The organism is Arthrobacter sp. Y3221087 (assembly GCF_059089905.1).
On record NZ_JBNHFE010000001.1, the window covers coordinates 663,083 to 685,916 of the forward strand.

A 22,834-nucleotide genomic window follows, 5' to 3' on the forward strand; every position below is an offset into this window, starting at 1 on the left:
GACGCGCAAGTTCCTCCTCGACCCGCATCTGACTTGACGCGGCCGAAATTTGGGCCGTGATTTCGCAAATGCGTGTCGAAAGTGGATGTGCGCCCCGGAGATACGACGGCGATACACGCCTCAGGCGCTGACGGCGCGTTTGCGGGCGTAGGCCCGTGCGGCGCGGACCCGGTCCCCGCAGCGGGTTGAGCACCATTGCCGTCGCGCGTGGGTGCGGAGGAAGAACCGCTCGCACGAATCTGCTTCGCAGGCCGCGAGCTGCGCTGCCTGCTCGCTGGCCAGCAGCGACGCAGCATCCTCGGCGATGACTGCCATGACGTGCTCCACCACCTGGGTCACGGGATGGTCGGCGCCGCGGGTGAACCCCCCTTCCGGGTCGAACCGCAGCAGCAGCGCGCCGGGGGAACGGGTGAGCGCACGATTGACAGCATCCACGGCAGTTTCCGGGGGGACGTCCCCGTTGGCGTACGCGGAGAAGAGGGTACGCAGATCTGCGCGCAGCCCCACAAGCCTGGCCTGGCAGTAGTCCTCCAGGACCGACTCCGGCGCGATGAGGTCGCGCTCCCTTAGCCAGGCCGACGCCGCTTCGGGGGTGCCCAGTTCGTCGTAGCGTCTGCCTCCACGCAGTTCAAGTGCGCTGTTGACCAGGGCGAGGGAGGGGTGCTCCTCGGCGCCCGGTGCGGCTGCCAGTTGTATCTCGGCCATGGTTCTCATGGTATCAGTTTCGTTTAAGCGTGATATCCCTGCTAGGCTCCACTCACGTCACGGCAAACAAACTTTTTTCCATGAGGAGCTGTCATGCACTTCGACCAACCATCCGGCGCGGCCCCGTTCACGCTGTCCGTGCTGTCCGCGGGCGGCACCGGAGTGGGAATGAACGCTGCGGAGGGGCTCGCGGCCACGATGTCGCTGGCGCGGACAGCGGACCGGAACGGGTACCACCGGTTCTGGATGTCCGAGCACCATGGGATGGGCGCAACGTCGGTGTCCTCGCCGGCGCTGATGGCGGCCCGCCTCATCGCCGAGACCACGCGCATCCGGCTCGGTGCGGGAGGAGTGATGCTGCCCAATCACTCCCCGCTCTTGATCGCCGAGCAGTTCGGGATGCTTGATGCCCTGGCCTCGGGCGGGATCGATCTGGGGCTGGGCCGCGCCCCGGGCACCGACGCTGCTACCGCTGCGGCACTGCGCCGGGGAGCGGACGCGAATGACGGATTCCCCCAGCAGGTGCTCGAGCTGCTCGGGTTCCTCGGTGACGACTTTCCAGCCGCGCATCCGTACCGGCGGGTCCACGCCGTGCCCGGCCCCTGGCAGGCAAAGGAGAACCGGGTGCCGGCTGCCTCCACCGCGCCGGAGGTGTGGCTGCTGGGCTCCTCGCCGTACTCTGCACAGCTGGCCGCGCAACTTGGCCGGCCGTACGCCTTCGCACTGCAGTTCGGCGACGCGGACATTGACACAGCACTCCGCCTCTACCTGGAAAACTTCCAGCCCTCCGCGGTGCTCGCCGAGCCCCACACCCTCGTCAGCGTGCCCGTGGCGATCAGCGACGACCCGGCCGAAGCAAAGCGGCAGGCGGCAACGTCAGCGATGGCAATGCTGCGCATGTTCAAAGGCGAGGGCTACCTGCTTTTGCCACCGGACGAGGTCGAGGCCTACCCGGCCACGGCCCAGGAGCGGCAGGTCATCGACGCCTACACCAGCCGCACTTTCCATGGCTCCGCCGCTGCTGTCGCCGGCCGTCTCGAGGCCCTGCATGAGCGCACCGGCGTGGACGAGGTGATGCTCGTCGTCGGCGGCCACTCCGCAAGCCTGGACGAACGCGGGATCACCTTGCTCGCCGACCACTACGCACTGCCCGGCGTGGAGGCACCGCTCCCGGCCACCGGGCACTAGTGCCCGACGTTCCACCGTTCACAACCCCCTGAAGGAGAAACCCATGACCGCACCACGCCGGCCCTGATCGTCATCGACGCCCAGCAGGAATACTTCGACGGACTGCTCCCCATCCAATACCCGGCCCGCGAGGAATCCATTGATCGCACCAAAGCCGCGATCAAGGCCGCCCACCAGGCCGGAACACCGGTTGTGCTCGTCCAGCATGAACTCCCGACTGAAGCGCCGGTGTTCGCCGCCGGATCGGCCACCTGGCGGAACCACCCCGGCGTTGCGGCGCATGAGGGCATGGCGGCCAAACGCATCAGCAAGCAGTTCTCCAGCATCTTCGCGGAAACCGGCCTCGAAGCCTGGTTGCGCGGACAGGGCATCGACACCATCACGCTCGCCGGCTACATGACCAACAACTGCGTCATTGCCTCCGCCGCGGCCGCGGAGCCCCTCGGCTTCGCCGTCGAAGTCCTCTCGGATGCCACCGGGGCAATTGACCTCGCCAATGCCGCCGGCACCGCACCCGCACGCCAGGTCCACGAAACCCTCATGGCGCTGCTGCACTCGAACTGGGCCGCCGTCGCTGAAACCGGGACCTGGGCGGAGGCCCTGCGCGCGGGCGCGCCCCTGACCAAGAGCGACCTCGTTACCTCTGCCGCACAAGGCCGCAGCGCCGGGTAGAACTAGGGTGCAAGAAAGCCCGCCAGTGGGGGACCGGCGGGCTTTCCGTGTCTGACAGTACGGGCAATAGATTCCGACATCGAGTGGAGGAGCGGGAGCGGGAGCGTATCCGGTTCACCATCAGCCGTCCGCCCCCTGCTGACGGCCCGCACATTCGTCGGGCGTTCCGAAGTCGACCGTTCCGCGGAAGCTCCCATTGGCGGATGTGAACGGGCAGGGCAAACTTGCGGTATGCGAAGTTTCGGGGTGGAAGAGGAATTTCTCCTCGTTGATTCCCAGACCGGGATGCACGCCGCCGTGGGGGAGGACCTGGTTGCCGAAACGTCTGCGCAGAAGGCCAGGCGGGCGGCAGGGGGAGCCGCTGAACCCTCGACGGCAATGCAAGGCAATACCTTGACCACCGAGGTGCAGCGGGAGCAGGTTGAAGCGATTTCCGCCCCTTTCACCAGCCTGTCCAATCTCGCTGCTGCCCTGAAAGAAGGCAGGGCCGAAGCACAGCGGCAAGCGACGGTCTTCGGCGCGAGTATCGCTGCCCTGGGAACTTCACCGCTTCCTGCACTGCCTCATTTGGTGCAGTCTCCCCGCTATCTCGCCATGGAAGAGCGGTTCGGGCTGGCCCTCCGCGAGCAACTGATGTGCGGATTACACGTGCATGTCTCGGTGGATTCTCCGGAGGAGGGGGTGGCAGCCCTCGACCGGATTCGGATCTGGCTTCCGAACCTGATAGCCCTCTCCGCTAACTCGCCCTTTTGGCAGGGCAAGGACACCGGCTACGCGAGTTACCGCTATCAGGTCTGGAGGCGGTGGCCGACTGCCGGACCAACCGAAGTATTCGGTTCGGCGCAGGCTTATCAGGACCTGGTGGAGATGCTGCTCTCCTGCAACATCCTTTTGGACCGTGGCCAGATTTACTTCGACGCCCGCCTTTCGGCGACCTATCCAACGGTTGAAATCCGTGTCCCGGACGTCTGTACCGAGCTGGCCCATGCCGTAGCTATTGCCGCTATTGCCCGTGCCCTGGTGGAGACTGCGGCTCAGGAGTGGGCAGAGGGCAAGCCTTCCCCGGCTGTGCCTGCCGAGATGCTTCGCCTTGCCTCATGGCGCGCCAGCAGGTACGGCGTCGAGGACCACCTCATCCATCCCATCCTGAACCAGCCCCGTCCGGCCGAAGAGTGTATTGACGCGCTCCTGGAGCACATCAGGCCGGCCCTGACGGAAACCGGAGAGAGCACTCTGGTGGAGAAAAGCATCCGCCAGATCTTTGCCAAGGGGACCGGCGCGAGTCGGCAGAGGACAGTCATGAGCAGGGCGGGCAACTTCCGGAAAGTCATCCTGGATGCCGCAAAGCGCACCCTAGCCTGATGCTTAGGACTTGGCTCTGACCGCTGGGACCTCATCATGAATGATGCTTCCCTGCCGCAGCGCTTGGTGTCGTTAGTGCTCAGCCCTTGGTGACCTGGATCTTGCGGTGCTGCGTGGCTTCCTGGGCGGGCAGGGGAACACGGACCTCCAGGATACCGTCCGTGTAAGTGGCTTTCACATCATTCTGATCGGCACCCTCGGGCAACGGCACGGTCCGGGAAAAGGTGCCATAGCGGAATTCGGAGCGGTAGCCTTCCTTGCCTTTGTGTTCCGATTTTTCCTCGCGGCTGACGTTGATCCGCAACTGGTCCCCGATCATTGTGATGTCCACGTCTTTGTTCGGGTCTATGCCGGGTACTTCGGCTTTGATCACCAGCGTTTGGTCCTCGCGGTATTCCTCGGTCCGCAGCCAGTTGTCGAGGTCTCCTTCAAAGAAACGGCGGAGGGGGTCGGTGATGTCCGCTCCGGCACGCCGGACCAGGTTGTTCATGGCAATGACTCCAATCAGATAGCAGTGTTTCTTGGTGCGGGCCGGTCGCCGGGCTTCATGCGGCGCCGGCCCACGGCTGTGTGCCCCAGGCAGACAGGACACGAGGTCATTGGGTAGGTGCTGGTTGCGCTGCAGGTTTAAGCCGCTGGAAGATATGGCCCGCGATATTGGCGCCGGGCGGGAGGTCCCCTGCCCGGATGCTGTCGGCGGTGGCGTCCATGAGCCCTTAGCTTTTCTGTTGCTACCGTTCGGCCGACTGCCTGGCCTGATTAGCTTTAATTTTTCACAGAACCGGGGAGTAACCAAGGGGTCGGGGAGGAATTCTTATCCGGTCGAATTCCGTGGCGGAAAGGGCTTAACAGCGTGAAGCGCTGGCGGTATTTTCGTGGTGTCAGCAAATGGGGCCCACCGTAGAACGAAGGGCTCCGATGGTGACCGTCATGCAGCCGGCGGTACGGGTTCAGGATGACCGGGAGTGGCCTGATGGCGAACAAACCCGCTAACGGCTCGGAGGTGGAAGCCCTTCGTGACACTGGTGGATCCGATGGCCGGCGCAGGGGTGTTCCTTGGAGAGTGGAAGGAATGCCGGCAAGGGACCAGGGCGGGCAGCCGGGCGAGCGCAAGAGATGGTACGCCCGGTGGCTGTGGCTGGCGGTGCTGTATTTGGGGTTCTTCCTCATCTTCTCGCTCCAGGACCGCGCGTCCGTTCCCGCGACGGTGCCGTACTCCGAATTCAAGGCCCAGGTGCAGGACAACAACGTCGCCGAGGTGTTCTCCCGGGGCGACACCATTGAAGGAAAGCTCCGGCAGGAAAGGCCGCTGCCGGCAACGGAAGGGCAGCCCTACAAAGACTTCGTGACCGAGCGGCCCACATTCGCCGACGATAACCTGCTCAGCGCACTGGAGGCCAACAACGTCACCGTGCGGGCCACGCCTCTGGTGCAGGAGCGTGGCGTCCTGCTCAACCTCCTGATTTCCATTGCGCCGATCGCACTGCTGGTGCTTTTCTACCTGTGGCTTCTGAAACGCCAGGCCGGCATGCTCGGGGGAAGCGGCCTCGGCGGCCTTGGCGGCAAGAAGTTCCGGCCCGTTGACCCGGAAAACATCCGCGTGACGTTCAAGGACGTAGCCGGTATCGACGAAGTCGAAGCGGAAATATCTGAGGTAGTCGACTTCCTCAGGGGCCCTGGAAAGTACCAGGCCATCGGCGCCAAGCCGCCCAAGGGGGTGCTGTTGAGCGGGCCCCCCGGTACGGGCAAGACCCTGCTGGCCAGGGCGACGGCGGGAGAGGCCGGGGTGCCCTTCTTCCACGTCAGCTCGTCCGAGTTCGTCGAAATGGTTGTCGGGGTCGGCGCCAGCCGCGTGCGCGAACTCTTCCAGGCAGCACGGGACGTGGCACCGTCCATCATCTTCATCGACGAGATTGACGCCATCGGCCGCAAGCGCGGCGGCTCCCTCACCGTGGGCGGCCACGATGAGCGGGAGCAGACCCTGAACCAGATTCTGACGGAAATGGACGGCTTCTCCTCCTCCGAAGGAGTTGTTGCCCTGGCCGCCACCAACCGCCCTGATGTGCTGGACCCTGCCCTGCTGCGGCCCGGGCGCTTCGACCGGTCCATCACCGTCCACGCCCCGGACCAGGCAGGCCGCCTGCAGATCCTCCAGGTCCACGCACACAATGTAAGGCTCGACGACGGCGTCGACCTGGACCTGGTCGCCCGCGTCACGCCGGGCATGACTGGGGCGGAACTGGCCAACCTGGTCAACGAGGGCGCCCTGCTGGCAGTCAAACGCGCCCACCCCGCCGTAACCCAGCGCGACTTGCTCGACGCCCTGGAAAAGGTCCAGCTGGGCACCGTCCGGAACGTCGTCATGCCGGCCGACGAGCGCCGCCGGACCGCGTATCACGAATCCGGCCACGCTTTGCTGGGCATGCTGGAGCCTGGAGCGGACCCCGTCCGCAAGATCTCGATCATCCCGCGCGGCCGGGCGCTTGGAGTCACGCTTTCCACCCCGGACACCGACCGCTACGGCTACGACGAGAACTACCTGCGGGGAAGGATTGTGGGCGCTCTGGGCGGAATGGCAGCCGAAAGGCTCGTGTTCGGTGTTGTCACCAGCGGAGCCGAAAGTGACCTGCAAACCAGCACCAACTTGGCGCGGACGATGGTGGGCCGCTGGGGCATGTCACCTCGCATCGGGCCGGTCCAGGTACTGCCTGAAGAAGGCGACCCTCGGGCTCTGGGCATCTCTGAAGGAATGCTGGACATCCTCGCCGAGGAAACCCGCGCCCTCGTCGACCAGTGCTACGAACGGGCCATGGCATTGTTGCGGGAAAACCGGTGGCGCCTCGAATCCCTTGTCGAGCAGCTCCTCGCCAATGAGACGCTGGACGAACCGGAAATATATGCGGCCGCAAGGCTTGAGCGCCCCGCCAGCACAGCGAACATTCCGCAGGAACAGAACGAGGTGAGGGGCTTCCGGTGATGCCGGTAAAGCTGCCGAAGGGACGTGCTTTTTCACGGTAAGCATCTCTTGCCAATCTAAAGTCGCAGTGCTAAAAAATCTACATCAGCGGATATATATCCGGTCACTTGTTGATCGAAGGAGGTATGTCATGTTGATGATGAATGATCCGTTCCGCCAGTTCGACCGGTTGACACAGCAGGTGCTGGGCACAGCTGCCCGCCCCGCGGCGATGCCCATGGATTCCTGGCGTGACGCCAACGAACTGGTGGTCGCTGTGGATTTGCCCGGCGTCGAGCCTGGGTCAATCGATGTGAATGTTGAGCAGAACGTTCTGTCCATCCGGGCCGAGCGCAAGGACACACTTGGGGAAGGTGTTGAACTGATTGCTGCCGAACGCCCCCGCGGCGTCTTCACCCGGCAGCTGCTCCTGGGCGAAACGCTAAATACGGACAAGGTGCAGGCCAGCTACGACGCCGGCGTCCTCACCGTTCGCATCCCGGTGGCCGAGAAGGCCCAACCCCGGAAGATCCAGATCACATCCGGAGCCGGCTCACAGCAGCAGATCGGCAGCTAACAGGCCGGGACGGATGGTGGCACCTTCCGCCAGACAGCGGTCCCCGGTCCCCGCGACCCGGGGGCCGTTCCCTGGCGGGGAAGATCCTTTGGAGTACATGCGGTTGAAGGTGAAGGCAATGACAATCCAGTACATGGACGACGACGGTTTCGCCCCACATGTTGACCGGGGATTCGAAACAGCAAAGGCGCGATTGGAACCCAGCAGGCTCGGTTGGGACCACGGCGGGGAGTCCGAGAAGCATTCGCGGGCCATGGTGGAACACATACTCGCCCTTGAATCTGAACGCGTCCCGGCCGTCACGGCCGAGCTGTTCGCTGAAGCGATCGCCGTGGCCAACGCCGTCCGGCAGGCCCAAGGAAGAGGACCGGTGACGTCGTTCCGTGCCCGGGACTTCTGGGAGATCCTGAAGGACCTGGTCGACAGCGTCCTTGAGCAGTGACGCTCACCATTCCGGCTTGTCCGCTACGTCCACTCCACTGAGACGGCGGGTGGAATACTGCACCTTGGTCGAAAGTTATCCACATAAGGAAAAAATTCTTTCGCAGAAGGAGGCAGAAAGTGAGCGCGGAGGCGCCGGGCACCACCGGCCGTCGTGTTCCCGCCGCCGTCCAGGACGGCGTCGACCGAACAACTGAACACATCGATCACCCCTGGAGCCGGTATGTGGCCCTGGGGGATTCATTTACCGAAGGGGTAGGAGACCCGGAACACGGGAGCCCCGGAGGACTGCGGGGCTGGGCTGACAGAGTGGCCGAGGAATTGGCTGCGGGCCATGAGGGCTTTGCCTATGCCAACCTGGCCGTCCGCGGCCTGCTGCTCAAACAGATCCTGAATCAGCAGATAGGTCCAGCGCTGGCCCTTGAACCGGATTTGATCACCCTGTCCGCAGGCGGCAACGACATGGTTTTCCATGGGAGCGACCCCGACAAGCTCGCTGGCAAACTTGAAGCCGGCGTCCGGCAACTCAGCCAAACAGGTGCCACGCTGGTGCTTTTCACCGGACCGGACTGGGCATCCACGCCGCTGCTGGGCCGCAACCGGGGAAAGGTCGCGATCTTCAATGAGAATGTGCGGGCCATTGCCGGCCGTCACGGTGCAGTGATCGCCGACCTCTGGGCAATGACCCAACTCAAGGACCCGCGCATGTGGAATTCCGACCGCCTGCACCTCTCTCCGCTGGGACATCACACAGTGGCCGCCATGGTGCTCGATACCCTCAACGTCAAGCATGCCCTCCAGCCGATGGAACCCAGGGAGCTGCCGGAAAGCAGCTGGCGCCAGGCTAGGACCAGCGACGTGATGTGGGCCAGGGACCATCTGATCCCTTGGGCGCTGCGGCAACTCAGGCACCAGGCGACCAGAGAGGAACTTCGGGCGAAGCGGCCGGAGGCCAGCCCGGTACTTCCGATGAGCAGCAGTCCGGGGCGCGCGCACGCGCAGGACCCGCAAAAGTCAGTGCCCGGCGTCGAACGGTTTCTTAACCCCAACCAGCTTCTATTCGGCTGACAGGGCAGACTTGCAGTATGCGAAGTTTCGGGGTGGAAGAGGAATTCAGCGAGCACAAGGCCAGCCAGCGTCCTAGTCCCACGCCTTAAGCTGTCAGTTCGCCACAGTAAAGGGAACCACGGTCACCCCGGAGTTCGTCGACTCCTGCCTGTCATCGCGGCAGGACGTCCGCAGGTGCAACTTGTGCACGCCGTTGGACAGGGTCCTGGTGTCGATCGAGATGGGGGCCGCGCCCGAGGGCTCGGACCCGTATGGCTCTGCCGCATCCACCAGCACTGCTCCGGGGCTGGGCGGAACGGCGTGGAAGTCGGGGTCGATCGCAACGAAGGAGTGGGACGCCGGGCGCGAGTCACTGCCGGAGTGCGTGGTCAGGCCCACCAACGGACTCCAGATGCCGGACACCGGGCCGTCGGGAAGGGGAACCGAACGGAACGAGGCCTCACAGTACCCGGCGCGCGTGTACCAACCCTTGCCGCGCAGAAACGCGTCGTCCGATACGTCCGAGCCGGACCTACCATTTTGGATGTTGACCTGCCAATTGAAGTTGGCCCGCATCTCCTTGCGTTGTTGGGCTGGTCAACGTCCGGCATCCACCACGACTGGGTGTCCACGAACTGCCGGGTTTCCGGGTAGATGGTGCTGTCGGCGCCCGGCGCGCCCATACACAGTCCCGGCTCGGCCCTGGCAGGTCCCGAGTGCATTACGGGCAGGCCAAACAGGCGGACAGTATATGCCCGGGCATTGAGGCAAACCAGACTTGCCTCTTGCTGGCGGCAAGCATGTGCGGGCGACCAGGATATGCCCGGACGCCCAGGAGGCGTACGACGGCGGCACGCACCTACCAGCCGTACCTTCCGGTATTGCCCCTCATCGCATGCGGGGCTACCTTGTCGCCATGGATCACATGGCCGTACCCGGGGACGTTGGCGCCATCTGCAGGGGCCTGCCGGAAGTTGAGCTTGGGACTTCCTGGGGTGACCGTCCAACGTACAAGGTTCCCCGCGGGCCGAAAGGTCGCGGTTTTGTCATGTACCGGGCGCCGCACAAAACGGCCGTGGACCCGGAAACCGGTGAGCCCTACCGCGACCTGCTGGTCATCGTGGTCCCGGATGACGCCGCTAAGGCAGCCCTGGTCGAGGACCCGTCCGTCCCCTTCTTCACCGTTCCGCATTTTGACGGCTACAACGCTGTCCTGGTGCAGGAGTCGCGGCTGGGCGAGATCGCGCGCGACGAGCTGGCCGAGATCATCGTCGAAGCCTGGGCAGCGCGGGCGCCGAAAAGGCTGGTGACCCAGTTCTTCGCCGGCCGTTGAACGCGTGCATCGGCGTCGGGAAGAGGGCAGCCGTAGGTGATAGAGGGCCGCCATAAGTGAGCGCGCGTTCTAGGAACAGCCGCCATAAGTGAGCGCGCGTTCTGGGAACAGCCGCCATAAGTGAGCGCGCGTCTGGGGAACAGCCGCCATAAGTGAGCGCGCGTTCTAGGAACAGCCGCCATAAGTGAGCGCGCGTTCTGGGAACAGCCGCCATAAGTGAGCGCGCGTTCGGGGGAGAGCAGTCATAAGTGAGCGGGCGTCGCAGGGAGAGCAGTGATAAGTGAGAGAGCGTCGCAGGGGGAGGGGCGGCGCTTGACGGCCCCAAATGCTTCCGCATATCCTGAACGAACGGTCGGTAAATAATTCCGCACGTCCCAGAAGGTCATTTCATAGGAGCAACCATGGCAGCGCAGAACCTGCAGTCAGTGCCCGCTGAGCCAACAGCCGGAACCAGCGAAGCGGCAGAAGCGGAGGCCCAGGCCCACTTCGACCGCGCCATGGCCGAGGACTCACGCATCGAGCCCAGGGACTGGATGCCGGCGGCCTACCGCAAGACCCTGCTGCGCCAGATTTCCCAGCACGCGCACTCCGAGATCATCGGCATGCAGCCCGAAGCCAACTGGATCAGCCGGGCCCCCAGCCTGAAGCGCAAGGCCATCCTCATGGCCAAGGTCCAGGACGAGGCCGGCCACGGGCTCTACCTCTACTCAGCCGCGGAGACCCTCGGCCAGACCCGGGACGAAATGATGGACGCCCTCATCGCCGGCAAGGCCCGCTACTCCAGCATCTTCAACTACCCGGCCCTGACCTGGGCGGATATGGGCGCCATCGGCTGGCTGGTGGACGGCGCAGCCATATGCAACCAGGTCCCGCTCTGCCGCGCCTCCTACGGACCCTACGGCCGCGCCATGGTCCGCATCTGCAAGGAGGAGTCCTTCCACCAGCGCCAGGGCTTCGAGATCCTCCTCGAGCTCTCCAACGGCACCCCCGAGCAGAAGCAGATGGCCCAGGACGCCGTGAACCGCTGGTACGCCCCGGCCCTGATGATGTTCGGCCCGCCGGACGACGATTCCCCCAACTCCAAGCAGTCCATGGCCTGGAACATCAAGCGCTTCAGCAACGACGAGCTCCGCAGCCGCTTCGTCGGCATGATGGTGGAGCAGGTTAGGGTCCTGGGCCTCACCCTCCCCGATGACCAGATCCGCTTCAACGAGGACACCAAGAAGTGGGAGCACGGCCCCCTGAACTGGGACGAGTTCCACGAAGTCCTGGCCGGCCGCGGCCCCTGCAACGCCCAGCGCCTGGAGCGCCGCAGGGAAGCGCACGACGACGGCGCCTGGGTCCGCGAGGCAGCCGCCGCTTATGCGGACAAACAGCGAGCAAAACAATCAGCAAAGATGCAGAAGGAATACGCAGCATGAGTCCCCACGGCAACCCGGAAGAGCCGGCAAGCGCGGCCGCAGAAATCAAGCGCGAAGCCCCGAAGGCGTCGCCGGCGGTTGAGCCAAGTGAGGTCAAGGCCCCGGCATCACAGCCGGCACCGCAGGAGCACCACGACCGCTCCGCCTGGGGCCTGTGGGAGGTCTTCGTCCGGTCCAGCCGCGGCCTGAGCCACGTCCACGCCGGCTCCCTGCACGCACCGGACGCCGCAATGGCCCTCCGCAACGCCCGCGACCTCTACACCCGCCGCAACGAGGGCGTCTCCATCTGGGTGGTCCCCGCGGAAGCCATTGCCGCCAGCGACCCAGACTCCAAGGGCTCCTTCTTCGAGTCGCCGCAGGGCAAAGACTACCGGCACGCCACGTACTACACCAAGAGCGAAGGGGTGAAGCACCTGTGAGCACACCCGAAGCAACAGAGACGACAGGCCATGGCGACATCTCCACCGGCGTGGCAGGCGGCGACAGCAACGCGTCTGCCACCCGCATCACCCCCGGCAACGCCCTCCGCCCGGAGGACATCGCCCTCGAGGTGAAGACCGGCCTGGCCAAGCCCAGCGAGGACATCGCCGAGTACGCCCTGCGCCTCGGCGACGACGCCCTGATCCTCGCCCAGCGCCTGGGCCACTGGATCTCAAGAGCCCCCGAGCTGGAGGAGGACGTGGCCCTGGGCAACATCGCCCTGGACCAGCTGGGCCACGCCCGCTCCTTCCTCAGCTACGCCGGCGGCGGGCTGACGAACGAGGACGGCAGCACCAAATCCGAGGATGATCTGGCCTACTTCCGCCGCGAACACGAATTCCGCTCAGTCCAGCTGTTCGAACAGCCCAACGGCGACTTCGCTGCCACCATCGCCCGCCAGTTCGTGGTGAGCTACTACCAGTTCGAGCTGTACCGCCGGCTCACGGAATCAACGGACGAAACGCTGGCCGCCATCGCAGCCAAGGCCGTGAAGGAGGTGGACTACCACCGGGACCACAGCGCCCAGTGGGTCCTCCGGCTGGCCGGCGGCACCGAGGAGTCGAGAACCAGGATGATCCACGGCCTGCGCCTGATGTGGCCGTACGTCAACGAACTGTTCCAGGACGATGACCTGACGCGCCGGCTCGCGGAGGCGGGTGCCGCCGTCGCGCCTTCCAGCCTGCGGGAGGACTTCGACCGGCTCAGCGGAGAGGTCCTGCGCGAGGCCGAGCTGGAGGTGCCGGACGTCCCGGCGGCCCCCGGCGGCGGCCGGCACGGCAAGCACTCGGAGCACCTGGGCTACATCCTTGCGGAGATGCAGGTGCTGGCCCGCGAGCATCCCGGAGCCAGCTGGTGACTACGGCCATGTACATCTCGGACTTCGAAACCCGGACCCGGACCCCGCGGCAGAAGGCGTGGGGCATCGCCGCCACGGTGTGCGACCCGGAGATCCCGGTGCTCACCATCGAGGACCTGGGCATCCTTCGGGATGTCCAGGTAGAAGATTACGACGCCGGCACCGCCTCCGCGGGCGCCGCGCCGAAGATGCGGGTCACCATTACCCCCACGTACTCGGGCTGCCCGGCCATGGACGCCATCCGCGACGATCTGAAGGCCGCGTTCGCCAAGGAGGGGTACACCGACGTCGAGGTTGACCTGGTCCTGGCCCCTGCCTGGACCACGGACTGGATGACCGAGGCCGGCAAGGCCAAGCTGCGGGAGTACGGCATCGCCCCGCCAACCGGCAAGGCCGGCCACCAGGGCCCCGTCCGCCTGAGCCTGGCCGTCAAGTGCCCGCAGTGCTCCAGCCTGAACACCCGGGAACTCACCCGCTTTGGTTCCACGTCCTGCAAGGCGCTGTACGTCTGCAATGACTGCAAGGAACCGTTCGACTACTTCAAAGTCCTGTAAGGAAGCCCCATGCCTGTTGTCCGCCAGACCGCCGCCGAAGAGGCGCAGGCCACCGGCCGCCGTCGTCCGTCCTTCCACACCCTCGCGGTGAAGGAGGTGCGCCGGCTGACCGAGGACGCCATCGAGGTCTCCTTCCACGTGCCGGCGGAGCTCGCCGGCCAGTTCGACTATCTGCCCGGCCAGTACGTGGCCCTGCGCACCACGCTGCCGGACGAGGCCGGCGAACCGAAGGAAATCCGCCGCAGCTACTCCATCTGCGCGGAGCCGCGCAGCTTCGAGGACGGCACCAGCGAGATCCGGGTGGCCATCAAGAAGGACCTGGGCGGGCTGTTCTCCACATGGGCCAACGCCGAGCTGAAGGCGGGGGACACCCTGGACGTGATGAGCCCGATGGGCGCGTTCGTATCCAGGCACGGCCGGGACGGTGTGGCCGTGGAGCAGAACCGCATGAACTCCATGAACAACCCGGAGGAGCTGGCGGGGGACGTCGCCTCCAACGGGGAAGCGAGCTTCGTGGCCATCGCCGCCGGCTCGGGCATCACCCCGGTGATCGCGATCGCCCGGACGCTGCTGGCCGCCAACCCGGACACCCGGTTCGACCTGATCTATGCCAACAAGGCCGCCATGGACGTGATGTTCCTGGAGGAGCTGGCGGACCTGAAGGACAAGTATCCGCAGCGGCTGGCCATCCACCACGTGCTGTCCCGCGAGCAGCGGATCGCGCCGCTGCTGAGCGGCCGGATCGATGCCGAGAAGCTCCAGCAGCTGCTGGGCACCGCCATCCACGCGGATGACGTGGACGAATGGTTCCTGTGCGGCCCGTTCGAGCTGGTGCAGCTGTGCCGGGACACCCTGGCCGAGCGCGGCGTGAAGCCGGAGAACGTCCGGTTCGAGCTGTTCACGTCCGGCAAGCCGGACCGCCCGGAGGGGAACGCCGGCCGTCCCGTGCTGGTGGACGAGTCCAAGGAGACGTACAAGATCACGTTCAAGCTGGACGGCCTGCAGGGCGAGGTGGCCAGCCCCACGCACGCCCGCGAGTCAATCCTGAACGCCGCGCTGCGGGTCCGGCCGGATGTGCCGTTCGCGTGCGCCGGGGGAGTGTGCGGCACGTGCCGGGCCAAGGTGGTCACCGGCAGCGTGACCATGGACGAAAACTACGCGCTGGAGCAGGATGAGCTGGACAAGGGGTACGTGCTGACCTGCCAGAGCCACCCCACCAGCAAGGAAGTCACCGTCGACTTCGACGTCTAAGTCTTTGCCCGGTCTCAACCAAGGAGCCTGAATGATTTCCCTTTCCATCAGCAGCGGCGTGGCCGAGGTTGTGCTGGACGCACCGCAGAAGCTGAACTCGCTGGACGAGCATGCGCTCAACGAGTTGCGCCAGGCGTACGACGACGCTGCTGCCGCCGCCGAGCGCGGTGACGTGCGGGCCCTGCTGCTGCGGGGGGAGGGGCGCGCCTTCTGCGCGGGCCGGGACATCCAGAACGTCACGCCGGAGAGGGACGACGCCGCGGCGTACCTGGGCGGGCTGGTGGAGCCGCTGCTGAAGAAGATGGCATCCTTCCCGGCGCCCACCTTCGCGGCGGTGCAGGGCGCGTGCCTGGGCGTGGGGCTGGGGCTGGTGCTGGCCACGGACGTGGTGTATGTGGCGGAGAACGCGAAGTTCGGGTCCCCGTTCGCCAAGCTGGGCGCCACGCTGGACTCGGGCGGCCACTGGTACTTCACCGAGCGGCTGGGTATGCACCGCACGCTGGACCTGATCTACACGGCGGACCTGATCTCCGGCGCCGAGGCGGTGGCGCAGGGGCTGTTCAGCCGGGCGATGCCGGCGGACACGCTGCTGGACAGCACCCGGGAGATTGTGGCCCGGGTGGCGTCCGGTGCCACGGGCGCGTTTGTGGCCAGCAAGGAGCTGGTGGCGCACATCCGGGACCAGCGCCTGGGCCTGTGGGAGGCAATGCAGGAGGAAAACAGCGAGCAGGCGCGGCTCTGCAAAACCGAGGACTATGCCGAGGGCTTCCGGGCGTTCCAGGAAAAGCGGGAGCCCAGGTTCACGGGCAGCGTCTGAGCCACCCGCTGGCACGCAAGAATGGGCCGGGCACGGTCTCCAGCAGGAGGAGACAGTGCCCGGCCGTTTTGCCGTTTAGGCGAACGCTTCGGCCCTTTCCACAGATTCTTCTGATATTCCCAGCGGGATGCTGCGGTGGGTCACGGCGCCGGCAAGGGTGCTGTCGTGGGTGACGAGTACCAGGGCGCAGCCCTGGCGTTCCACCTGTTCCATGAGGCAGGCCATGGTTTCCTCCTGGGTGATGAGGTCAAGGCGTGAGGTGGGTTCGTCGGCGAAGACCAGGGCCGGTTCCAGGAGCATCGAGCGGATGATGGCCAGGCGCTGGAGTTCCCCGCCGGAGACCTGCCCGGGGGTGCGGGCCAGCAGCGCCGGCGCGAGGCGCAGGGCGGCCATGAGCTCGTCCAGGCGTTCCGGGTCCAGCCGGTGGCGCCGGATGAGGTCCCCGAAGGAATCCCTGAGTGCCACACGCGATGGAAAGGCCAGGGCGGGGTCCTGGTAGAGCTTTTGCAGCCGGCCGCCCTGGAGCGCCGGGGAGTGCTCGATTGACCCGGCATCCGGGGGCAGCAGGCGAAGCAGGACATTTCCCAGGGTTGTCTTGCCGCTGCCGCTCGGTCCGCTCAGTGCCAGCCGCTCCCGGGGGTGGATAGCCACGTCCAGGCCGGAGAAGAGCTGCTGCTTCCCGAAGGCCTTGGCGAGCCCTTCGCCGCGGATCAGGGCCGGACCTGTTGGCTCCGGTGCTGCCGGGGCCGCTGCCCAGGCGTGGCGCCAGTTGGCGGGTTCGGCGGCAAGCAGGCGCCGGGTGTAGGGGTGGGTGGGTTCGGTGAGGACCTGCCCTGCGGGTCCGTGTTCGATGATGTTGGCGTTTTGCATCACCAGGACGTCGCCGCCGAGTTCACGGGCAAGCTCCAGGTCGTGGGTGATGGTCAGCAGGATGCCATCGTTGCTGGCATGCCGTTTCAGCAGTGCCGCCAACTCCGTCCGGGCACGCTCGTCCAGGCCTTTGGAGGGCTCGTCCGCGATCAGGACCTGGGCTCCGCCGATGGTGGCCGCGGCGAAAGCCACCCGCTGGGCCATGCCGCCGGAGAGCGTATGCGGGAATGCGCCCGCCGCATGGGCCAGGCCCAGGGCGGACAGCAGGCTCCCGGCGAGGCTCCTGGCGCTTTTCCGGTCGGTCCTGAAGCCGGCCGCGGCTTCGGCCACCTGGTCCCTGGTCCGCATGGTCGGGTCCAGGGCCAGCATGGGTTCCTGCGGCAGCAGGGACATGACCGGGCCCCAGAGCTTGCGCCTGTTGCCGGGCTCGGACAGGTCGTACGCCTCCCCGTCCATGCTGAGGCTTCCCCTCGCGGTGAGGTTTGCCGGAAGGGTGCCCATGATGGCATGGGCCAGCAGGGACTTGCCGGAACCGCTCTCGCCTACGATCGTGACGGGACGTCCGGGCGTGAAGTGCAGGCTGTCCGCCTCCACCAGGGTTGTCCGGCCGTGGGTTACTACCAGGTCGTTCAGGCGCATCGTCACGGGCGGGACTCCTTGTTTCGCAGGCCCAAGAGCCCGGTGAGGATGGTGATGAGGACCAGGACAGGTGCCAGGGACATCCAGGGCGCCTCATGGTAGTAGGGGAAGGCTTCGGTGATCATCTGCCCCAGTTCCGGCGTCGGCGGCCGGACGCCGACTCCCACGAAGCCGAGGGTGGACAGGGCCAGGATGGAGGATCCGACGCCGAAAGTCGCCATGGTGGCCAGCAGCGGGCGCAGTTCGGGCCAGAGGTGCCGGCGCACGATGTGCACGGGCCCGAGCTGGAGCAGCCCGGCTGCCTCCACGGCCGGGCCGGCCAGCACCAGCCCGCTGCGGGACCGGATCATCCGGAAGTACTCCACCCACTGGGCCAGGGCGAGCCCGATGTACAGTGACCACAGCTCGCCGTTGGCCAGGGCCGAGAAAATGAGGACCACCAGGAGCGCCGGAAGCGCGATGAACGCTTCCGAGAGTCCATGAAGGACAGTGTCCGCCCATCCTCCCCGCCAGGCGGCGGTGATGCCGGCCAGGGTTCCGAGCAGCAGCGCGGTGCCGACGCACAGCAGGGCCATCAGCAGGGACAGGCGGGTGGCGTGGGCGAGCCGCGCGATGACGCTGCGGCCCAGGTGGTCCCGGCCCAGTGGCTCGGCCAGGCTGGGGGCTTCCAGGAACCGGGACAGGTCCTGGACGGCGTGGCCGGGCCAGAGCAGCGGCCCGGCCAGGGCGAAGAGCACCAGGGCGGCCAGCAGCACCGCCGCGGCGCGCTGGGCCCCGGAGGCGGCGGCGAACCAGCGGGTCCGGCCGCGGACCAGGGTGGAGGCGGACAAGCTGTCCGGCCGCGGCAGCTTGTCGCCGGCGGGCCGGTTGCTGAGGATAGAGGGCATCACAGGACCACCTCCCGGCGGCGCGGACGGGGGTCGATGGCGGCGGAGCCCAGGTCAACGGCCGTGTTAAGGGCGACGACGAGGAGCGCCAGTGCCACGGCCGTGGCCTGGATCATGGGGATGTCCCGCCAGAAAATAGCGTGCACCAGTGCGTGCCCCAGGCCCGGCCAGGCGAAGAGGCTTTCGACGATGACCACGCCTTCGATCAGGATCAGCACCTGCACGCCCACATAGGCGATCAGGGTCACCCCGGTGTTCCTCAGCACGTGCCGGAAGAACACCAGGCGGGCGCTAAGGCCTTTGGTCTGGGCGAAGTGGACGTACCCCGATTCCCGGACCTGCACCACGGTGTCGCGGGTGACGCGGGCGAAGAGCCCGGAGAGGCCCACGGCAAGGGTGGCTGCCGGCAGCACAATGTTGCCTGCTTCACCGTGCCCTGCGGCCGGCAGCACCCCAAGGTGGACGGAGAAAACCAGGATCAGGACCAGGCCGAGGAGGAACGGCGGAAGTGCCCGTGCTCCGGAGACCCAAAGGTTGGTCAGCCGGTCCATGGCGCCGCCGGGTTTGGCCGCGGCCAGGGCGCCGGCGGTGGCGCCGGTGGCGAAGGCGATGGCCAGCGCCGCCACGGCGAGCTGGGTGCTGCTGGACAGGTAGAAGGCCAGTTCCCCGGCGACGTCGGCCCCTGTCACCAGGGAGGTTCCGAGGTTGAAGGTCAGCAGGTCGGCGATCCAGTCCAAAAGCTGCTGCCAGAGGGGCCGGTCCAGTCCCAGTTCAGCGCGGACGCTGTCCGCTGACGCCGCGGTGACCTGGTCGTAGCCGTAGCGGCCGGCGGCGATGCGGAAGGCGATGTCGCCGGGCAGGTTCTGCACAATGGCGAAGCACGCTGTGGAGACCAGCAGGACGACGGCGGCCGCCTGGACGGTGCGTTGGCGAAGGATGCGGGCGGCAGGTCCGGAAAGGACCTGCAGGCTCGCTGCGGGTGTGTGCACGGAAGTTCTTTCCCCTTTTACTTGGCCCAGCTGAGGTCCGTGAGCCGCCAGGAGCGTTCGAGCGGATCGAGGACCAGGCCGTCAACCCTCTTGCTCACCACGGCGCTTTGCCGGTACCAGGCGACGGGGATTACGGGCAGTTCGGACTGCAGGATTTCGGTCACCGTCCGCCGGTTCTCCTCCGGTGTGCCGGTGCCCGTGCCGGTGGCCATGGTGGTCAAGGTCGAGGTCAGGTCTGCATTGTTCCAGCCCATGGCGCCGTAGTCCGCGCCCTCGGGAGCGAAGTCGTCCGCGAGGGTCACCAGTGCGTCGGGTACAAGTGCGTAGTTCCGGGAAAACAGTGCCAGTTCCAGGGAACCGTCCTGATGGCCTGCGGGGATCTCGCTGGAGTTGCCGATCTTCACGTCAAGGGCAATGCCCAGGTCTTTGAGTTTCGCCTGGATGGCGGTGGCCAGCAGAGGCAGCTCGGGCCGGTCGGGGAAGGTGCGCAGGCTGATCGAGAATTTCCGGCCCTCGCGCTCCAGGGTGCCGTCACTTCCGGGTGCCCAGCCTGCCTCGGTGAGCAGTTTGCGGGCTTCTTCCATGTTGTGGGTCAGCGGCGCGGCGTTGTCCTGGTGCCATTCCGGCAGCGACGGCGGGAAAAGCTGGGTGGCGGCCATCTCAGGGTCCCGGAGCAAAGCTGTTGCCATCGCTTCGCGGTCCAGGGCCAGGCTCAGGGCCTGGCGGACCCGGACGTCGCCCAGGATTTGGTGGCCCGCGTTGACCTTCAGCAGGATGCTCCGTGGGAGGGTGACCTGTTCGATGTCCTGCTTGCCGGCCTGCCTGATCCGCTGCAGGCTGGTGGGGTCCATCCCGAAGGTCACGTCGGCCTGGCCGCTTTCGGCCATCAGTGCACGGCTTTCGGACCTACCTACTGCCTGGTAATGGACTTCGGTGATGGCCGGCTTTTCGTCCTTCCATTGCTCGGAGACAGCCAGCTCAATGGTGCCCGGCTGTTCCAGGCGGGTCACCTTGTAGGGGCCGGAGCCCACCACGTCGGTGACCGTCCGGTCGGCCCCATACGAGCTGGGGGCGAGAATCTGTGTGCTGGTGTGGGCCAGCACGGCGGGCAGCGGGGCATAGGGCTGCCCCAGGTCCACGCGCACCGCGCCGTCCTCGGCCGTGACGGCCTTCACCGGGACAGCGGAGAAGGGGCTGCCGGCTTTGCCCCGGGCGGTTTCCAGTGCAGCGGCGACGGCCTCTGCCGTGACGGGGGTCCCGTCGTGGAAGCTGGCACCCTCGCGGAGGGTGAAACGCCAGGAGAAGTTGTCCGGGGAGGCCTCCCAACCGGTGGCGAGCCCCGGCCGCAGTGCCCCCTGGTTGTCGGCGTCCACCAGGGTTTCGGCAACCTGCAGGCGGGTGAAGAACCCGCCGCTGGTTGAGGGGTCCAGGCTGTGCAGCTCGAACTGCCCCACCACCTTCAACGGCTGCTCCGGAGCCTGGCCTTTGGTCGCGCCTTCCCCCGCGCAGCCGGCCAGCATCATTACCGCGGCCGCTGACGCCCCGGCCATTCTCATCGTGCGCCCAAGCATGGTCCGCTCCTCTTATATCGCCAAATGTTCAAGTTCCAACGCGCCATCGTACTTGCAAATGATTATCATTACCAAGCAAGTAGCGGCGGGTGGGCGGGAACGGGCAGTAGGAGCTTAGGCCTAAGCCCCTGTCCTCACAGCCGGCGCAGACGCCGAGGAGTTCAACGGCGTGTGAGACGACTGTGAAGCCATGCTGGCGGGCGGTCCGATCTGCCCAGCGTTGGACGGCGGTCTCGGTGACTTCCACGGTGTATCCGCACTGGCGGCACACCAGGTGGTGGTGGTGTTCCTGGCGCTGGCAGCGGCGGTACCGGGTTTCGTTGTCTTCGCTGCGCAGCACATCCACTTCGCCTTCCCGGGCCATGGACTGCAGAAGCCGGTACACCGTGGCCAGGGCCACCGATTCCCCGTCCTCGCGCAGTTTCGCGTGCAGCTGCTGCGCGCTGCGGAACTCCGGCGTGCGCTTCAGCAGCTCATCAAGCGCGCAGCGCTGCCGGGTCCGGCGCTCCACGCTAGGCGTCCTCGTGAAGCCGCAGATCGTCGTCGGCATCCAGGTGCGGGCCGGAGGCCTGCTTCGGCCGCGGAAGGAGGGGCCGCACGAGGGCCACAACAGCGTAGACGCCGATAGCGAGGACCACGATGGTGGCCCCGGGGGACAGCCGGTGGAAGTACGTGATGGACAGCCCAGTAACGCAGACCGCGGCACCTATGATCATGGCGGTGCCCATCGTGGCACGGAAGGACTTGGCGGTCAGCTGGGCGATGGCAACCGGTACGATCATCAGCGCCGAGACGAGCAGGACCCCTACCACCCGCATCGACACGGAAACCGTCAGGGCTGCCAGCACTGCGATGAGGATGTTCAGTGCCCGCACGGGAAGGCCGGTGGCGCGGGCGAATTCCTCATCATGGCTCAGGGCGAAGAGGGCTGGCCGCAATCCCAGGCCGATGCCCAGGATGAGCACGGCCAGGCCGGCGGCGAGCCAGACGTCCAGCGCCGTGACGGTGGAAATGGAACCGAACAGGTAGCCGGTGAGGTTGGCCGCGGTACCGCCGGCCACTCCGATCAGGAGCACTCCGCCGGCGATGCCGCCGTAGAAGAGCAGGGCAAGGGCCACGTCACCGCTGGTCTTGCCCTTTTCCCGCACCACTTCGATCAGCACCGCCCCGATGATGGCGGCGACGACGGCCCCAGGGACAGCGAGCAGGTCGTGGGGGGTGAGCCCTGCCGCGCTTCCGGCGAGCCAGCCCATGGCCACGCCTGTCAGGGCGACGTGCCCGATCCCGTCCCCCAGCAGGGCAAGGCGCCGCTGGACCAGGTAGGTGCCCATGACGGGCGCCGAGATGCCCACCAGCACAGCGACCATGAGGCCGCGCTGCATCAGCGGGCTGGCGAGCATGGTTGCCATGGCGTCGAAGAAAGCCATCACCACTCCGATCGCAGGTCAGGGACGGTATGCCCGGGCAGGGGAGGGTCGGCGTGCGCGTGGACGTGGTCATGGTCCGGGTGGTCGTGGCCCGGTGCGGCTGCGGGCGGCGGGCCGTCGAAAATGACCCGTCCGCGGCGCAGCACCACGGCCCGCTCCACCATGCCGGCCAGTTCGCCCAGTTCGTGCAGCACCACCAGGATGGTGGTGCCCCGTTCACGCATCCGCCCCAGGGTGCGGGCGAGGGCCTCCTTGGATGCGCGGTCGATTCCCGCCAGCGGCTCATCGAGAATGATGAGATCGGGTTCCCGCACCAGGGCGCGGGCGATCAGTACGCGCTGCTGCTGGCCGCCGGAGAACACCTGGACGCTGTCATGGGCGCGATCGAGCAGCCCCACCTGCTCCAGCGCCTCCAGCGCTTTCCGGCGGGCAGCGCGGCCGATCCGCAGCCGCCGGTTGTCCAGCAGCCCGGAGGCCACCACTTCGACGGCGGTGGCGGGCACCCCGGAGCTTGGCCCCAGCCGCTGCGGGACGTAGCCCACCCGGGACCAGGGGACTGCGCGTCGGGCGGCGGTGACGTCCGCGCCGTAGATCTCGGCGGTTCCGGAGGTTACCGGGACGATGCCCACCAGCGCCTTGACCAGGGTCGATTTACCGGAGCCGTTGGCTCCGAGCAGCGCAACGGCTTCGCCCTCCGGGACGGTGAGATCGATGCCGTGCAGGATGGTCCCGCTTTCCACGGACACCTGCAGCTGCCGGGTCCGGATGGGCGGCTGGTGGGCGGCCACGGC

General features: G+C 66.6%; 24 protein-coding genes. 14 read left to right on the forward strand and 10 right to left on the reverse strand.

All coding sequences use genetic code 11. From position 1 onward, the window contains the following. Positions 1 to 120: 120 nt before the first annotated feature. Positions 121 to 705: a CGNR zinc finger domain-containing protein gene (locus AC5RUO_RS03150; RefSeq protein WP_494102784.1), complete on the reverse strand. Its 585-nt coding sequence runs from the start codon at positions 703 to 705 to the stop codon at positions 121 to 123. A 93-nt stretch (positions 706 to 798) separates the two neighbouring features. On the opposite strand from AC5RUO_RS03150, the gene AC5RUO_RS03155 reads away from it, so the two are divergent. From AC5RUO_RS03155 to AC5RUO_RS03165, 3 genes are all read left to right on the forward strand, one after another. After that, positions 799 to 1,893, forward strand: a complete 1,095-nt coding sequence (locus AC5RUO_RS03155) for an LLM class flavin-dependent oxidoreductase (protein WP_494102785.1) — start codon at positions 799 to 801, stop codon at positions 1,891 to 1,893. Positions 1,894 to 2,004: 111 nt separating this feature from the next. Continuing rightward, complete coding sequence (locus AC5RUO_RS03160; protein ID WP_494103368.1) at positions 2,005 to 2,565, forward strand: isochorismatase family protein; 561 nt, start codon at positions 2,005 to 2,007, stop codon at positions 2,563 to 2,565. Positions 2,566 to 2,796: 231 nt separating this feature from the next. Beyond that, positions 2,797 to 3,927 (forward strand): glutamate--cysteine ligase, encoded by a 1,131-nt coding sequence (locus tag AC5RUO_RS03165; protein ID WP_494102786.1) that lies wholly within the window; start codon positions 2,797 to 2,799, stop codon positions 3,925 to 3,927. A 79-nt stretch (positions 3,928 to 4,006) separates the two neighbouring features. Here AC5RUO_RS03165 and AC5RUO_RS03170 read toward each other — a convergent pair whose 3' ends face one another. Then, a complete protein-coding gene (locus AC5RUO_RS03170) occupies positions 4,007 to 4,417 on the reverse strand; it encodes an Hsp20/alpha crystallin family protein (RefSeq protein WP_494102787.1) in 411 nt (136 codons plus the stop codon). Positions 4,418 to 4,999: 582 nt separating this feature from the next. Here AC5RUO_RS03170 and ftsH point away from each other — a divergent pair. The 4 genes from ftsH (at position 5,000) to AC5RUO_RS03190 (ending at position 8,969) form a co-directional block, all read left to right on the forward strand. After that, on the forward strand, positions 5,000 to 6,904 hold the full coding sequence (gene ftsH / locus AC5RUO_RS03175; protein ID WP_494102788.1) for an ATP-dependent zinc metalloprotease FtsH: 1,905 nt from the start codon (positions 5,000 to 5,002) through the stop codon (positions 6,902 to 6,904). 130 nt (positions 6,905 to 7,034) lie between these two features. After that, entirely contained in the window at positions 7,035 to 7,460 is a 426-nt protein-coding gene (locus AC5RUO_RS03180) for an Hsp20/alpha crystallin family protein (RefSeq protein WP_494102789.1), read from the forward strand. Positions 7,461 to 7,578: 118 nt separating this feature from the next. Then, positions 7,579 to 7,902, forward strand: a complete 324-nt coding sequence (locus tag AC5RUO_RS03185; RefSeq protein ID WP_494102790.1) for a hypothetical protein — start codon at positions 7,579 to 7,581, stop codon at positions 7,900 to 7,902. A 200-nt stretch (positions 7,903 to 8,102) separates the two neighbouring features. Beyond that, entirely contained in the window at positions 8,103 to 8,969 is an 867-nt protein-coding gene (locus AC5RUO_RS03190) for an SGNH/GDSL hydrolase family protein (RefSeq protein ID WP_494010362.1), read from the forward strand. Positions 8,970 to 9,062: 93 nt separating this feature from the next. On the opposite strand, the gene AC5RUO_RS03195 is transcribed toward AC5RUO_RS03190, so the two are convergent. Further along, the gene (locus tag AC5RUO_RS03195; RefSeq protein WP_494102791.1) at positions 9,063 to 9,524 is read right to left on the reverse strand and encodes a hypothetical protein; all 462 of its coding nucleotides are present in this window, start codon (positions 9,522 to 9,524) and stop codon (positions 9,063 to 9,065) included. 349 nt (positions 9,525 to 9,873) lie between these two features. Here AC5RUO_RS03195 and AC5RUO_RS03200 point away from each other — a divergent pair, with 349 nt between their 5' ends. From AC5RUO_RS03200 to AC5RUO_RS03230, 7 genes are all read left to right on the forward strand, one after another. Beyond that, a complete protein-coding gene (locus AC5RUO_RS03200) occupies positions 9,874 to 10,281 on the forward strand; it encodes an MmcQ/YjbR family DNA-binding protein (RefSeq protein WP_494103369.1) in 408 nt (135 codons plus the stop codon). Between the two features lie 401 nt (positions 10,282 to 10,682). Further along, positions 10,683 to 11,702 carry a 1,2-phenylacetyl-CoA epoxidase subunit PaaA gene (gene paaA / locus AC5RUO_RS03205; protein WP_494102792.1) on the forward strand — a complete coding sequence of 340 codons (1,020 nt, stop codon included), beginning with the start codon at positions 10,683 to 10,685 and terminating at the stop codon, positions 11,700 to 11,702. Next, positions 11,699 to 12,121, forward strand: coding sequence for a 1,2-phenylacetyl-CoA epoxidase subunit PaaB (gene paaB, locus AC5RUO_RS03210; RefSeq protein ID WP_494102793.1), 423 nt, complete (start codon positions 11,699 to 11,701; stop codon positions 12,119 to 12,121). Before paaA ends, paaB begins: the two co-directional genes overlap by 4 nt. Then, on the forward strand, positions 12,118 to 13,038 hold the full coding sequence (gene paaC / locus AC5RUO_RS03215; protein WP_494102794.1) for a 1,2-phenylacetyl-CoA epoxidase subunit PaaC: 921 nt from the start codon (positions 12,118 to 12,120) through the stop codon (positions 13,036 to 13,038). Before paaB ends, paaC begins: the two co-directional genes overlap by 4 nt. 8 nt (positions 13,039 to 13,046) lie before the next feature. Beyond that, entirely contained in the window at positions 13,047 to 13,592 is a 546-nt protein-coding gene (gene paaD, locus AC5RUO_RS03220; protein WP_494103370.1) for a 1,2-phenylacetyl-CoA epoxidase subunit PaaD, read from the forward strand. A gap of 9 nt (positions 13,593 to 13,601) precedes the next feature. Then, complete coding sequence (paaE, locus tag AC5RUO_RS03225; protein WP_494102795.1) at positions 13,602 to 14,843, forward strand: 1,2-phenylacetyl-CoA epoxidase subunit PaaE; 1,242 nt, start codon at positions 13,602 to 13,604, stop codon at positions 14,841 to 14,843. Positions 14,844 to 14,874: 31 nt separating this feature from the next. After that, the gene (locus AC5RUO_RS03230) at positions 14,875 to 15,660 is read left to right on the forward strand and encodes an enoyl-CoA hydratase/isomerase family protein (RefSeq protein WP_494102796.1); all 786 of its coding nucleotides are present in this window, start codon (positions 14,875 to 14,877) and stop codon (positions 15,658 to 15,660) included. 75 nt (positions 15,661 to 15,735) lie between these two features. Here AC5RUO_RS03230 and AC5RUO_RS03235 read toward each other — a convergent pair whose 3' ends face one another. From AC5RUO_RS03235 to AC5RUO_RS03265, 7 genes are read right to left on the reverse strand one after another with little or no spacing between them, the layout of a single operon-like run. Next, positions 15,736 to 17,169 (reverse strand): ABC transporter ATP-binding protein, encoded by a 1,434-nt coding sequence (locus AC5RUO_RS03235; RefSeq protein ID WP_494103371.1) that lies wholly within the window; start codon positions 17,167 to 17,169, stop codon positions 15,736 to 15,738. Between the two features lie 2 nt (positions 17,170 to 17,171). Continuing rightward, the gene (locus AC5RUO_RS03240; protein ID WP_494010365.1) at positions 17,172 to 18,056 is read right to left on the reverse strand and encodes an ABC transporter permease; all 885 of its coding nucleotides are present in this window, start codon (positions 18,054 to 18,056) and stop codon (positions 17,172 to 17,174) included. After that, positions 18,056 to 19,045 (reverse strand): ABC transporter permease, encoded by a 990-nt coding sequence (locus tag AC5RUO_RS03245; RefSeq protein ID WP_494010140.1) that lies wholly within the window; start codon positions 19,043 to 19,045, stop codon positions 18,056 to 18,058. Before AC5RUO_RS03245 ends, AC5RUO_RS03240 begins: the two co-directional genes overlap by 1 nt. A gap of 17 nt (positions 19,046 to 19,062) precedes the next feature. Further along, positions 19,063 to 20,616 carry an ABC transporter substrate-binding protein gene (locus tag AC5RUO_RS03250; protein ID WP_494102797.1) on the reverse strand — a complete coding sequence of 518 codons (1,554 nt, stop codon included), beginning with the start codon at positions 20,614 to 20,616 and terminating at the stop codon, positions 19,063 to 19,065. A 28-nt stretch (positions 20,617 to 20,644) separates the two neighbouring features. After that, positions 20,645 to 21,127: a Fur family transcriptional regulator gene (locus tag AC5RUO_RS03255; protein WP_494102798.1), complete on the reverse strand. Its 483-nt coding sequence runs from the start codon at positions 21,125 to 21,127 to the stop codon at positions 20,645 to 20,647. Between the two features lies 1 nt (position 21,128). Further along, on the reverse strand, positions 21,129 to 22,043 hold the full coding sequence (locus tag AC5RUO_RS03260; protein ID WP_494010143.1) for a metal ABC transporter permease: 915 nt from the start codon (positions 22,041 to 22,043) through the stop codon (positions 21,129 to 21,131). After that, the gene (locus tag AC5RUO_RS03265; RefSeq protein ID WP_494010144.1) at positions 22,043 to 22,831 is read right to left on the reverse strand and encodes a metal ABC transporter ATP-binding protein; all 789 of its coding nucleotides are present in this window, start codon (positions 22,829 to 22,831) and stop codon (positions 22,043 to 22,045) included. Before AC5RUO_RS03265 ends, AC5RUO_RS03260 begins: the two co-directional genes overlap by 1 nt. Positions 22,832 to 22,834 lie beyond the last annotated feature (3 nt).